The sequence below is a fragment of the Micromonospora sp. R311 genome (genome assembly GCF_056780015.1).
The window spans coordinates 63,026-75,821 of sequence record NZ_JBSWCE010000033.1 but is presented as its reverse complement, the minus strand read 5'-3'; the positions used below and the strand labels follow the sequence as shown (position 1 = coordinate 75,821).

Here is a 12,796-nt window from a genome sequence, read left to right as displayed (position 1 = left end):
AAGGGGAAAGCACGGTATGACTGAGGTCCGCGATGCGGTGGGCACGTCGGCTCCGGTTCAGGCAGTTGCGGACCACGACCGCCGGGACGGGCAGGACGGTGAGGCGCGCGTCCGTGAACTGCTCGGCCGGATGACGATCGAGGAGAAGGTCGCGCAGCTCGTCGGCTTCTGGGAGAAGGAGGACGGCGAGGCCGTCGCACCGCTGCAGGGCGAGTTCGGCGACAGCGCCAAGCTCGAGGACTTCTCCCGGCACGGGCTCGGCCACCTCACCCGGCCCTACGGCACCCGCCCGGTCGACGCCGCCGCACGCGCGTCCTGGCTGTGGAAGTTCCAGTCGGACCTGGTGACGGGCACCCGGCTCGGCATACCGGCGATCGTCCACGAGGAGTGCCTCACCGGCCTCTCGGCGTGGAAGGCGGCCACCTTCCCCACTCCGCTGGCGTGGGGAGCCGCCTTCGATCCCGAGCTCGTCACCGATATGGCTGAGGCGATCGGGGCGTCGATGCGGGCCCTGGGCATCCACCAGGGTCTTGCCCCGGTGCTCGACGTGATCCGTGACCCGCGCTGGGGCCGGGTCGACGAGTGCATCTCCGAGGACCCCTACCTGGTCGGCACCCTCGGCACGTCGTACGTGCGTGGCCTGCAGTCGCGGGGGGTGCACGCCACTCTGAAGCACTTCGTCGGCTACTCCGCCTCACGCGCCGGGCGCAACTTCGCCCCGGTGCACGCCGGCCCGCGGGAGCTCGCCGACGTGCTGCTCCTCCCGTTCGAGATGGCGATCCTCGACGGCAACGCACGCTCCGTCATGCATTCCTACGCCGAGATCGACGGCGTGCCTGTCGCCGCCGATCCGGCACTGCTCACCGGCGTGCTGCGGGACAGGTGGGGCTTCGACGGCACGGTGGTGGCCGACTACTACGGGGTGGCATTCCTGAACCTGCTGCACCACGTGGCCGGCGACCACGCGGAGGCGGCCGTGCAGGCGCTGACCGCCGGACTCGACGTCGAGCTTCCGACGGGCGACGCCTACCTCACCCTGCGGGAGACGGTGAAGGCCGGCAAGCTCGACGAGGCGCTCATCGACCGGGCGGTGCTGCGGGTCCTGCGCCAGAAGCTGGAACTCGGGCTGCTCGACGCCACGTTCACCGACGAGCCGACCCAGGCGGTCGACCTCGACTCGCCCGAGCACCGGGCGATCGCACGCCGCCTCGCCGAGGAGTCGATCATCCTGGTCTCCAACCGGGACGCGCTTCCGCTGCCGGCGGGCCGGCGCGTCGCGGTCATCGGCCCGAACGCTGACCGGCAGGGTGCGCTCTTCGGGTGTTATTCCTTCCTCAACCACGTGCTCGTCCAGCATCCCGGAGTGGAGACCGGTATCGAGGTCCCGACGGTCCTCGACGCGATGCGCATCGAATTCGGCGCCGAGCTGGTGACCTGGGCGCGTGGTTGCGACGTGGACGACGACGACCGGTCCGGGTTCGACGAGGCCGTCGCCACGGCGGCCGCCGCGGAGGTCGCCGTACTGGTCGTCGGCGACCACGCCAGCCTCTTCGGGCGCGGTACCGTCGGCGAAGGCTGCGACCGGGACGACCTGGAGCTGCCGGGCGTCCAGCGCGAACTCGTCGAGGCGGTGCTGGCCAGCGGCACACCGGTCGTCCTCGTGCTGCTCACCGGCCGGCCGTACGCGGTCGACTGGGCGCTGGAGCGCTGCGCGGCGGTGGTCCAGGCGTTCTTCCCCGGTGAGGAGGGCGCCGGGGCGATCACTGGCGTGCTCTCCGGGCGGGTCAACCCGTCCGGCAGGCTGCCGGTCAGCCTGCCCAGGTCGGCCGGGGCGCAGCCGTACTCGTACCTGCACCCGGCGCTCGGCGAGGGCAGCGAGGTGACCAACCTGCCGACGACGCCTGCGGCACCGTTCGGCCACGGCCTGTCCTACACGACGTTCGAGTACAACGACCTGGCCGTGCCGGCCACGGTGCCGACCGACGGGGCGCTGCCCGTGACCGTACGCGTGACGAACACCGGTGCGGTCGCCGGCGACGAGGTGGTCCAGCTCTACGGCCGTGACCTGGTTGCCTCGGTGACCCGTCCGGTGGCGCAGCTGCTCGGATACCGGCGGGTCCATCTGGAGCCCGGCCAGTCGGTCACGGTCGAGCTGACGGTGCCCACGACACGTCTGGCCTTCTCCGACCGCACGCTCACCCGGGTCGTGGAGCCCGGTGACGTCGAGGTCTGGGTCGGTACGAGCGCGCTGCGGGACGCGCAGGCGCTGACCACGTTGGTCGGTGACACCGTGCCCGTCACCAACGCCTCCGCACGCTGGACGACGTCCGAGATCAGATGAGGTCCGTCCGCCGGCCGTCGACGCGGGACGGCTGGCGGGCGTCGTCTGGGCCGGGTCGTCCGGGAATTCCGCCCCCGGGCTCCCACGGAACCAACGCACGAGGTCGTCGTACTCGGCGGGGTGCGAGTTTGGTCCGAAGCCCGACGGGAAGACGCGTTGGCGCGACGGCGACTCAAGCCGCTCCGTGCGTCCGGTCCGGCCACTTGTCGATTCGGGGGGAACCATTGAAGATCCACGACCCGGCCAGTCAGGCGAAGGAAAAGGACTACGACGTAACAGACATCGAGCGCCTCATGGGCAGGCGCGACTGGCAAAGCTACGACGAGGTGATTCAGTGGCTCGAGGCGGAGGGGGATGCCGACCGGCGGTTCACCCCCGGGGAGGTGCGGCACATGATCGACGACTTCTCCCGCCTACGGGACTCGAAGAAGCCGTTCTCCCATGATCCGGAGAAGCTCTGCGACGAACTGAAGCGTGGACGATGACCGGAGGTGGTCCAACGTGCAACATCACGAGTTCGTTGGTCAGGTCCAGGCCAGGGCACAACTTGCCGACATCGGTGAGGCCACATCCGCTATTCGCGCCACATTGCAGACACTTGGCGAGCGGATCCCCGAAGGACTGGCCGAGAACGTAGCCGCTGACCTTCCCCGGGAGATCGGCGAATACCTGCGGATGACCGCGGCGTCGCCCAGCACGGGCGTTCGGTTCGACAAGGAGGAGTTTCTCGCTCGGGTGTCCGATCGAGCGGGGATGAGCCGGTCGCAGGCGTCGGATGCCGCCCGCGTCGTTTTCGAGGTCGTCGGCGACGCGACGCAGGGCCGGGTCATGGACCACCTTCACGCGGCGCTGCCGGCGGATCTCCGTCAGATGGTTCGCTCCGGCTGAACCGGCCGATCCGGCGACCCGCCGGGTCAGGTCACTTCTTTCGCGCCCGGGCGGTTGCCCGGGCGTTCGCCTTCTCGATCTCGCGGATCAGATCGTCCTTGCTCAGGTTCTCCGGGTCGCTGATCCCGACCTTGCGTGCCACTCCGTCGAGGTGATCCTTGCTCGCGTAGACATCGACCCCCTGGGCCGTATCGCGGGTCCGCTCCCGCGACGCCGGTGTGCCCAAGGCAGCCTGCGGATCGGATGGACCCGGACGTTCCTTGGGCTCCCAGTGGTCCCCCACCTTCTCGTGTGTGTGCTTCAAGGAGGCGTACGCGGTGCGGTGGGCACGCTCGCCATCGCCGTAGGTCTCCTCGGCCGATTCCAGTGTCTTCTTGTAGGTCCGTACCGCCTTGTCATCCGAGCGGGCGACGGTCGACGGCACGTATTCGCGCATCTGCTCGGCCTGCTCGTGCTTGTCCGGCATGTTGCACCTCCTCGTCCGCGTTCTTTACGCCTACCCGGCACCCTCGTCGCCACACACCGTCGGCCCACGGCCGCTCACCGTGCGGCGCGGGGGCCAGCTCAGGCAAGGTCGGGATCGGGATGCTCGGCCATGAAACGCTCTCCCGTTTCGTCGTCGACCAGTGAGTTGTCGACCAGCCATTCAACCGCCCGCGAAGGCCAACAGCGCGGTCTGGCCGACGCGGCCGGCGTGCTTCCGGTTCAACGGTCGCACTCCAGCGCGGACAGGTCGACGGCGTCGGCCATCGCCTGCATGCCCTTGTCGTTCGGATGGAGGTGATCTCCGCCGTCGAAGAACGGCAGCATCGCCTGCGGGTCGTACGGGCTGCGGGTGATCTGGTCGAAGTCCACCACGGCGTCGAACGCGCCGGAGTGCCGGATCCAGTCGTTGACGCCGTGGCGCACCGCCTCGCCGGCGGCGTCGTACTCCCACCAGCCCTGGTACGGCATGACGGTCGCGCCGACGACGCAGATGCCGGCCGCGTCCGCCCGGTCGACGATCTGCCGGTAGCCGGCGATCAGGTCGTCGGCCGTGACGCCGGTGTGCGCCTTGATGTCGTTGATGCCTTCGAGCAGGAACACCGTGCCGACCCCGGGGTGGGAGAGCACGTCCCGGTCCAGCCGGTGCAGCGCGGACTGGCCGGCGCCGTCGGTGAGCACCTTGTTGCCCGAGATGCCCGCGTTGGCCACCCCCTTCACGGTGCCGCCGGAGGCGGCCTGGAGCCGGCGGGCGAGGTAGTCGGGCCAGCGGCGGTTCTCGTCCGAGGTGGAGGCCCAGCCGTCGGTGATGGAGTCGCCGAGGACCGCCACCGCGCCGACCTCGGCGGCCGTCTCCACGGTGACGGCGTCCAGCCAGTACCAGGAGCCGATCCGATCGGTCCAGTTGGTCGCGGCTTCCTCGGCGGCGTGGTCGCCGGCGGCCGCGTAGGACGTCTGCATGGCCATGCCGTGACCGGTCGTCGACCCCTGGGCGCCGGTGACGTGGAGGCTGACGACGAGGTCGCTCTGGGCGGCCAGCTTGCCGGGCAGCGGGTCGCTGAGCACCGTCTCACCCGCCGGCACTGTGGCCGACGGCTGCCCGCCGAACGTCAGCCGCCGGTTGCTGCCGGCCACCAGTTCCGCGCCCTGCCGTTGCCGCCCGGCGTAGGCGCTGGCGAAGGTCACCGGGTGCTCGCCGAAGGCGTTGCTCAGCCGGATGCGCAGGTTCGTGCCGCCGACGCTGGTGCGTACGACCAGCCGGTAGCTGCGGTCGGCGGGCCCGGCGCCCTGCCGGTCGGCGCTGGCACCCCAGGTGATCACGGAGTGCCGGTCCCGCCCGGTCGCCGCCGGGTCGTCCTGTGCCCCGGCATGCGTCTGCGTCGCGGCCGAGGGCCGGGCCTGCGCCGCTGCGGCGGGCAGGGCTACGCAGACCGCCGTGACCAGCGCGGAGACGAACGCCATGCCGCGCCCGCGGCCGGAGGGTGCCCGCCGTCCGGGGATGGTCGCGCGGGTCCTCATCAGAGGCTCCGCAGCGTGACGGACTCGCCCGGCCCGAGGTCGACCCGCCGCGAGGTGCCGCCGGCGACGACGGTGGTGCTGCGGCCGCCGACGCTGGTCAGCGTCGCCTCGGTGACCCGGCCGTCGCGCCAGCTGACGTCGGCGAGGAACCCGCCGCGGACGCCCACGCCGGACACCGAGCCGGCGGCCGACCAGGCGGCGGGCAGCGCGGGCAGCAGCTCGACGTGCCCCGGCCGGGAGTAGACCAGCATCTCGACGATCGCGGCGGGGGTGCCGAGGTTCGCGTCGATCTGGAAGATGCCGCGGCCCGGGTTCGTCTGGTAGATGTCGAAGAGGTTCATCGCGGTGCCGTTGCCGCCGTTCGTCGACGGCTTCAGGTTGGTGACGATCAGCTGGTACGCCTTCTCCGCGTCCTTCAGCCGGGCCCAGCAGAGGCTCCGCCAGGCGTTGGCCCAGCCGAAGCTGTTCATGCCGCGGGCGGTGAGCAGGGCGGTCGCGCCGGCGACGATCTCCGCCGGCGTGGAATCGTCCGGGCGGATCCGGTCGCCGGGGAAGAGGCCGACCAGCGGGGAGAGGTGCCGGTGGGTGGTCTCACCGAGGTTGTCCGGTGACATCCACTCCTGCAGCCAGCCGGTCGTGGGGCTGACCTCGGGCAGGTACAGGCGGGCGCGGAGGCCGTCGATGGTCTCGGCGTAGCCGCTGTCCCGTTCGAGCACCCGGGTGGCGGTGCGATAGTTCTCGAAGAGGTTCCACACCAGTTCCTGGGCGTAGGTGATGCCCTTCGCGTCGAGCGGGCCGTGTTCGGGCGACCAGTCGCTGTCGGCGATCAGGACCTCGCGGGTGGCCCCGGTCGTGTCGGTGACGGTGGTGGTGATGAGCCGCGCCTCCCAGAACTCCACCGCGCCCTTGACCAGCGGGTAGATCTTCGCCAGGTAGGCGCGGTCCTGGGTGTACTCGTAGTGCTCGAAGAGGTTCTGGCAGAGCCACGCGTTGCCGGCCGGGTGCCACCACCAGCCGCCCCCGCCGTAGGGGTTGGTGGAGATGGCCACGGTCCAGCCGGCGATCCGGCCGCTGGAGTTGCGGTACCGGTTGGTCGGGCTGTTGAACAGCCGCTGGGTGACGTCGGTCCAGGCCGCCAGTTGCGCGAGGCAGTAGTCCGCGAGGGCGTCGAAGCAGTCGGAGAGGCCGGCCCGGTCGGCCAGCCAGTAGTTCATCTGGATGTTGACGTCGCTGTGGTAGTCGCCCATCCAGTCCGGGTCGTTGCCGTCCAGCCAGGGGCCCTGCAATCCGATCGGCAGGCTGCTCCGCGACCCGGCGATCATCAGGTAGCGGCCGAACTGCAGGTACGCGGCCTCGAGTTCCGGGTCGGGGACGTCGTCGCGCCAGCGGGCCCGCACCCGCTCCCAGGTGTCCAGTTCACGCTGCCAGGCCGCCGACGCGCCGAGGTCGACGGCGAACCGCTCGAAGCGTGGGCGGACGTCGGCGACGTGGGTGTACAGCAGGTCGCGGACGGACTCGCGGGCCGCGGCCAGGACCTTGCTCCGGGCGAGGCGTTCCGGGTCCACGGACGGGTCGCGGAACCCGGCGGTCGCGTCGGGGGCGTAGTTGGTGCCGCCGCTGACCACGACGGTGAGCTCGCGGCAGCCGGTGAAGGAGATCGACGTGCCGGTGACCGCGACCGTCCCGGTGCTGCTGTGGGCGGTGACGGCGGCGCCGTAGCGCAGCCCGTTGGCGAAGGCGGCGCCGAACGACGCGTACCGGCCGGCGCTGTCGGCGGTGGTGGACTCGCCGTGGGTGCCGGCCAGGGAGACGGTGCCGGTGTAGGCGCCGCGGCCCTGCTGGGAGAAGTGCAGGACGATGACGTCGTCGGGGTGGCTGGCGAAGATCTGCCGCCGGTAGGTGACGCCGGCGATGTCGTACGTGGTGCTGACCAGGCCCTGGGCCAGGTCGAGCGTGCGGCGGTAGTTGTCGACCACGGCCAGGTCGTGGCCGGGGAGGTCGACGGTGAGCGTGGCCAGCAGGGTCAGCGAGCCGAAGTCGTCCCGGCCGTAGGGGAACTGGCCGTCGCTCTGCAGCGTGTCGTTGCGGCCTCCGGTCCAGCAGGTGGCGTCGGTGATCGTCAGGAGTTCGCTGGCGGGGTCGTTGCTCGCCAGCGCCCCGAGGCGCCCGTTGCCGACCGGCAGCCCCTGCTCGATCATCGAGGTGGGGGAGCCGGGCGCCCGCCACCAGAGCTGGTGCCTCGCGGCGTCGCCGGGGGCGAGCAGGGGCGACTCGGTGGGGCGGCGGGGGGCCGCCGAGGCGGCGAAGGTCGGGAGGCCGCCGAGGGCGGTGACCACGCCGGCGCCGGCGGCGAGAGCGAGGAAGCCGCGGCGGCTCGGGCGGATGTCGCGCGGTTCGGTGTTGTCCACGTCGGATACTCCAGATTCGGCGAACGACGGATGAGGGCTTGCCGCTTGCTCGGCCGAACGGTGTTCGGCGCCGGGACCGCGGGGGCGGCCCGGCGGACGGGGCCCGGCGACCTCGCCGGGCCCCGCGCCGCGTCAGGGGGTCTGCGGTACGTCGATCTTGTCGATGTCGGGGGAGTACCAGTCGACGCTGTCGAAGGTGATGGTGTTGGCGCCGGCCTTCAGAGCCAGTTGGACGCTGACCGTCTCGGCCGTGCCCCAGTCGCCGGTGGAGGGGAACTTCAGGCTGGTGCCGTTGCCGCCGTTGGCGGAGACGGTCACCGAGCGCGCGTCGCCGCTGACGTAGCCGACGTTGACGGTGTAGATGCCGTCCCTGCGCACCGTGACGTCGTTGAACCGCAGCTTGCCGCCGAGGTAGAGGTTGCCCACCTTCCGGCCGCCGGAGCAGGCGTCGCAGCCGGCCACGGAGGCGTTGCCGCTCAGGGTGTTGGTCGGGGACTCGGCCTCGTAGCCGGTGGTGACCAGTGCGGTGCCGCCGGGCCGTACGGTGAACAGCCGGGAGCCGTGCGCGGGCAGCGTCCCGGTGACGCTGTTCCTGTGCGTCCCGAGGTTCTGCCTGTTCCACAGGTCGCGGACCGAGGCGTTGCCGGTGAACCCGAGGGACGCCCAGTGTGCGGTGACGGCGGCCGGGGCGTCGGCGAGGTTGAACAGCGCGACCGTCCAGCTGCCGTCAGGGTTCTTCCCGGCCCAGACCTGCTGGTCGCCGGCCGGGGTGACCGGCCGGGCCGGCGGGGCGCCGTTCTGGTCGACCGCGATGACCTCGCGATTGGTCAGCAGGGACAGCCCGTAGTCGTCGAGGCGGGTGAGGTCGTCGCCGCTGTACAGCGGCGACTTCGAGATGGCCCACAAGGTCATGTAGGTCTGTCGTTCGGCCTTGCTGAGGCCGTCCATCGCGCCGTTGCCGACGTTGACCGAGTCGAGGTCGTTCCAGCCGCCGGGCCCGGCCTTGCGGCTCCAGGCCGGCGCGTCGTCGAACCGGTCGTCGACCGAGTTCTCCCAGGTGACCAGGGTGTTGCAGTAGCACTCGACGTCGGTGTCGATCCGCCAGCCGTTGGAGTAGCGCTGCCAGTCGGCGGCGTGGTTGATGTCCAGCGACCAGGAGAGTTCGAGGTGGATCGGGCGGCCGGTGGCGGCGATGGCGCGCTGCCAGGCGGCCACGTCGACGACGTTGTTGTAGTTGTCACCGGACTTGAACGAGCCCGGGCCGACGCCGTCGAGCTTGAGGAAGTCGTATCCCCAGTCGGCGAACAGCCGTGCCTGCGAGTCGATGTACTTCTGGGCGCAGGGGTTGTCGAAGTTCAGCTTGTAGGCGCTGTCCCAGCCGTTGGTGGTGCGCAGGTCCGGGTGGACGATGTCCGCGGTGGTGCAGCCGGGCGCGTTCCAGATCGGCGCCGCGCCGGCCGCGTACGCCTCCTTCTCCAGGCCGACGGGCAGGTAGATGCCGGCCTTCAGGCCGTGGGCGTGGATGTGGTCGGCGACGGCCTGCATGCCGCGGGGGAACCGGATCGGGTCGGGCGCCTGCCGGGCGTACTGGTCGAACCGGGGCGTCCAGGCGTTGTCGCGCCACCAGCCGGCGTCGATGTTGACGTACTCGTAGCCGTACGGCTTCAGCTTGGCGGCCAGCGCGTCCGCCTGCTTCAGGACGTTCGCCTCGGTGAGGTAGCTGTAGTCGCCGTCGGGGTTCAGCCCGGGGTACTTGGACGACTGCATGCTCCAACTCGTCCAGCCCATGTAGGGCCGCTCCGCGACGCCGGCCGTGGCCGCCGCGCCGCTTGACGTCGGGGCGTGCGCCTCGGTCGGGGCGGCCTGGGCGGGGACGGCGCCCGCGCCGAGGACCACGGCCAGCGTCGCGGCCACGACGGGCACGGGGGTTCGGCGTCCGAGATGTCTGCTGGTTGTCATCATCAACCTCCTGGTGGCGGGGGAGCGGTGGCGGCCCGGCCGGCCGGGCCGCCACCGGGTCAGGGAAGGACGAGCGACTGGATGCTCACCGCGGCCGCGCCACGGGCCCATTCCTCGAAGGGCAGCGGGCGGATGGTGAGCGGACACCGGGCGGCGGCGCCGAAGGCCTGGCGCTCGAAGCTGGTGCGGATCGGTGCGTCGAACAGGTCGTAGGCGGCGAGCCCTTCCCCGGACACGACGATCCGGGTCGGGCCGACCAGGTTCGCCACCGCCGCGATGCCGCAGCCGATGGCGGTGCCGGCCCGGGCGAAGACGGCGCGGAGTGGCTCGTGGCCGTCGCGCGCCAGCGCCACCGCCTCGTCGAGGGTGAGGTCGGGGCGGCCGGTGCGGTCCCGGGCCTGTGCCACGATGGCGTCCGTGCCGGCGATGGCCTCGACGCAGCCGCGACCACCGCAGTGGCAGTTGGGGCCGGCGGCGTCGACGGCGAGGTGACCGATCTCGCCGGCCACGCCGTACGAGCCGGAGACCAGCCGGCCGTTGACGACCAGGCCGCAGCCGATGCCGGTGCCCACGGTGACGAGGGCGAACGACTCGGCGCCCACCCCCTCGCCGAACCAGTGCTCGGCCGCGGTCAGCGCCTTCACGTCGTTCTCCACCGTCACCGCCAGGCCGGTGAGCTGCGCCGCACGGCGGCCCAGCGGCACGTCGCGCCAGTGCAGGAACGGCGAGTAGCGCACCAGACCGATGCGACGGTCCACGTCGCCGGAGAGCGAGAGCCCGAGCCGGCGCACCCGGCTCCGGTCGCCCGGAACGGCGTCGAGCAGCCCGTCGACGAGCAGGCCGACCTCGGTGAGCACCGAGTCGACGTCCGGGTCGGTCAGCGGCCGGCGGGCGGTGGCCCGTACCTGAGCGCAGAGGTCACAGACCACGCCGATCAGCTCGTCGGCGGTGATCTTCACCCCGATGAAGAACTCCCGGTCGGCCCGCACGGCCAGCGGGCTGGCCGGGCGTCCGGCGCCCGGCCCGGTCCGCTCGGTCGCGGCCAACTCGTGCAGGTAGCCGAGGTCGATGAGCGGACGGGCGGCCTTGGTGACGGCGGCGGAGGAGAGCCCGAGCCGGCGGGCGAGACTCACCCGGCTCACCGGCCCTCCGGTCAGCACCGCCGTGAACACCGCCGTCGCCGCCGGCGCCCCGGCGAGCGATCCCGTGTCGCGGACAGGAAACATGGCCGAAAGCCTAGGCAAATATTTAACTTCTTCAAGTATTGATTCTGGTCGGGAGCCGTCCTACAGTCGGCCGCACGACGTCCCCCACCACCGGCCCAGCGGGAACGGCGAGACCCCGAGCCGGATCAGCGTGGCCCGGCCTGGGGCGGCTCGGGTCACCCCCCTCCGTGCGGTACAGCACCGTCACTTTCGCCCTCTCTGTCGGCATTACGCCTGAACGCGGTGATCGTGCAAGCACACGACGGACGGTGTCGAGGTTTACCTCTCCTGTTTTGGGTCAGTCGTCAGCTCGTGGGCGTTATCAGGATAGTCCGAGACGGTGGGGTGATCCGGTCGTGAGCCTCTTGCGCAGGAAGTCGGTCGAGCAGTCGATCCGCGACACGGAGCAGCCGGAGCACCAGCTCCGCAAGGTGCTGTCCGCCCTTGATCTCACCGTGTTCGGCATCGGAGTCATCATCGGTACGGGCATCTTCGTGCTGACCGGGGTCGCCGCGAACCAGACCGCCGGGCCGGCGGTCGCACTCTCCTTCGTCGCGGCCGGCATCGCCTGCGCGCTGGCCGCCCTCTGCTATGCGGAGTTCGCGTCCACCGTGCCGGTCGCCGGCAGCGCCTACACCTACTCGTACGCCGCGCTCGGCGAACTCGTCGCGTGGATCATCGGCTGGGACCTCATCCTGGAGTTCATCCTGGCCGGTGCCACCGTCGCGGTGGGGTGGTCGCAGTACTTCGCGGTGCTGATGGAGACGCTCGGCGTGTCGGTGCCGGCCGCCATCACCGGCGGCGAGGGCAGCGTGTTCAACCTGCCCGCCACGCTCATCGTGCTCATCCTCACCGCGGTCCTGGTCGCCGGCATCAAGGTCTCGTCACGGGTGAACGCCGTGGTGGTCGCCATCAAGGTGGCGGTGGTGCTCTTCGTGATCGTCGCCGGGCTGTTCTTCGTCAAGGGCGCCAACTACGCGCCGTTCGTCCCGCCGGCCGAGCCCGCCTCGGGTGGTTCCGGCGCCGAGGCGACCCTGGTCGAGGCCATCTTCGGGCAGGCGCCCGCCAACTTCGGCATCAGCGGCATCTTCGCCGCCGCAGCACTCGTGTTCTTCGCGTTCATCGGTTTCGACATCGTGGCCACCGCGGCCGAGGAGACCCGGGTGCCGCAGCGCGACGTGCCGCGCGGGATCCTCGGTTCGCTGGCGATCTGCACCGCGCTCTACGTCGCCGTCTCGCTGGTGGTCGTGGGCATGCAGAACTACGCCGACCTGGACACGGCGGCGCCGCTGGCCGCGGCGTTCCAGGCCGTCGGCCAGCCGCTCTTCGCCGACCTGATCACCGTCGGCGCCCTCGCCGGGTTGACCACGGTGGTGATGATCCTGATGCTGGGGCAGAGCCGGGTCGCGTTCGCCATGAGCCGTGACGGGTTGCTGCCGCGCTGGTTGAGCCGGGTGCATCCCCGGTACGGCACCCCGCACCGCATCACCGTCATCATCGGCCTGCTGGTGGCCGCGCTCGCCGGGTTCATCCCGCTGGAGGAACTCGCCGAGCTGGTCAACATCGGCACCCTGTTCGCGTTCGTCCTCGTCGCGGCCGCGGTCATCCTGTTGCGCCGCAACCGGCCGGACCTGCCGCGCGGCTTCCGCGTTCCCTGGGGGCCGGTGATCCCGGTGCTCGCGATCGTCGCCTGCGTGCTGCTGATGCTGTTCCTCACCGTCGAGACCTGGCTGCGGTTCCTCGCCTGGATGGCGCTGGGGTTCGTCGTCTACTTCCTCTACGGCCGCCGCCACAGCCGGCTCGCCACGGGTGGGGGAGAAGGGCCGCCGATGCCCGGCCCGGATGACCTCGACACCGGGTTCGGTTCCGCGTCGCCCCCGCCGCGCAGGGGCGGCTGACCCGCCCCGGCCAGGTTCGCCTCGCCTGCGCACGACGGCGCGAGTACTCCTCGTGTCGCCTACGATCACCGACCAGGGCCGGCGGCGGGCCGCGAT

General features: G+C 71.3%; 9 protein-coding genes. 4 read left to right on the top strand and 5 right to left on the bottom strand.

What is annotated here, in order from left to right; all coding sequences use genetic code 11:
* Nucleotides 1-16: 16 nt before the first annotated feature.
* From AC1WTP_RS25645 to AC1WTP_RS25635, 3 genes are all read left to right on the top strand, one after another.
* Nucleotides 17-2,341, top strand: coding sequence for a beta-xylosidase/alpha-l-arabinosidase (locus AC1WTP_RS25645; RefSeq protein ID WP_481651831.1), 2,325 nt, complete (start codon nucleotides 17-19; stop codon nucleotides 2,339-2,341).
* A gap of 224 nt (nucleotides 2,342-2,565) precedes the next feature.
* Entirely contained in the window at nucleotides 2,566-2,826 is a 261-nt protein-coding gene (locus AC1WTP_RS25640; RefSeq protein ID WP_481651830.1) for a hypothetical protein, read from the top strand.
* A gap of 16 nt (nucleotides 2,827-2,842) precedes the next feature.
* Nucleotides 2,843-3,229, top strand: coding sequence for a DUF2267 domain-containing protein (locus AC1WTP_RS25635; RefSeq protein ID WP_481651829.1), 387 nt, complete (start codon nucleotides 2,843-2,845; stop codon nucleotides 3,227-3,229).
* A 31-nt stretch (nucleotides 3,230-3,260) separates the two neighbouring features.
* On the opposite strand, the gene AC1WTP_RS25630 is transcribed toward AC1WTP_RS25635, so the two are convergent.
* From AC1WTP_RS25630 to AC1WTP_RS25610, 5 genes are all read right to left on the bottom strand, one after another.
* Entirely contained in the window at nucleotides 3,261-3,695 is a 435-nt protein-coding gene (locus AC1WTP_RS25630; protein WP_481651828.1) for a ChaB family protein, read from the bottom strand.
* Nucleotides 3,696-3,934: 239 nt separating this feature from the next.
* Complete coding sequence (locus AC1WTP_RS25625; protein ID WP_481651827.1) at nucleotides 3,935-5,230, bottom strand: SGNH/GDSL hydrolase family protein; 1,296 nt, start codon at nucleotides 5,228-5,230, stop codon at nucleotides 3,935-3,937.
* Nucleotides 5,230-7,638, bottom strand: a complete 2,409-nt coding sequence (locus tag AC1WTP_RS25620; RefSeq protein WP_481651826.1) for a glycosyl hydrolase family 95 catalytic domain-containing protein — start codon at nucleotides 7,636-7,638, stop codon at nucleotides 5,230-5,232. The genes AC1WTP_RS25625 and AC1WTP_RS25620 overlap by 1 nt, the downstream gene beginning before the upstream one ends.
* A 132-nt stretch (nucleotides 7,639-7,770) precedes the next feature.
* Nucleotides 7,771-9,552: an alpha-galactosidase D gene (locus AC1WTP_RS25615; RefSeq protein ID WP_481651825.1), complete on the bottom strand. Its 1,782-nt coding sequence runs from the start codon at nucleotides 9,550-9,552 to the stop codon at nucleotides 7,771-7,773.
* A 104-nt stretch (nucleotides 9,553-9,656) separates the two neighbouring features.
* Nucleotides 9,657-10,823, bottom strand: a complete 1,167-nt coding sequence (locus AC1WTP_RS25610) for an ROK family protein (RefSeq protein ID WP_481651824.1) — start codon at nucleotides 10,821-10,823, stop codon at nucleotides 9,657-9,659.
* Nucleotides 10,824-11,158: 335 nt separating this feature from the next.
* Between AC1WTP_RS25610 and AC1WTP_RS25605 the strand changes: the two genes are divergently transcribed.
* Nucleotides 11,159-12,700 carry an amino acid permease gene (locus AC1WTP_RS25605; protein ID WP_481651823.1) on the top strand — a complete coding sequence of 514 codons (1,542 nt, stop codon included), beginning with the start codon at nucleotides 11,159-11,161 and terminating at the stop codon, nucleotides 12,698-12,700.
* Nucleotides 12,701-12,796 lie beyond the last annotated feature (96 nt).

Bases quoted from the DNA above. Each gene is read 5' to 3' on its own strand.
- AC1WTP_RS25645 (WP_481651831.1), top strand. From the start codon at position 17: ATGACTGAGGTCCGCGATGCGGTGGGCACGTCGGCTCCGGTTCAGGCA.
- AC1WTP_RS25610 (WP_481651824.1), bottom strand. From the start codon at position 10,823: ATGTTTCCTGTCCGCGACACGGGATCGCTCGCCGGGGCGCCGGCGGCG.
- AC1WTP_RS25630 (WP_481651828.1), bottom strand. From the start codon at position 3,695: ATGCCGGACAAGCACGAGCAGGCCGAGCAGATGCGCGAATACGTGCCG.
- AC1WTP_RS25625 (WP_481651827.1), bottom strand. From the start codon at position 5,230: ATGAGGACCCGCGCGACCATCCCCGGACGGCGGGCACCCTCCGGCCGC.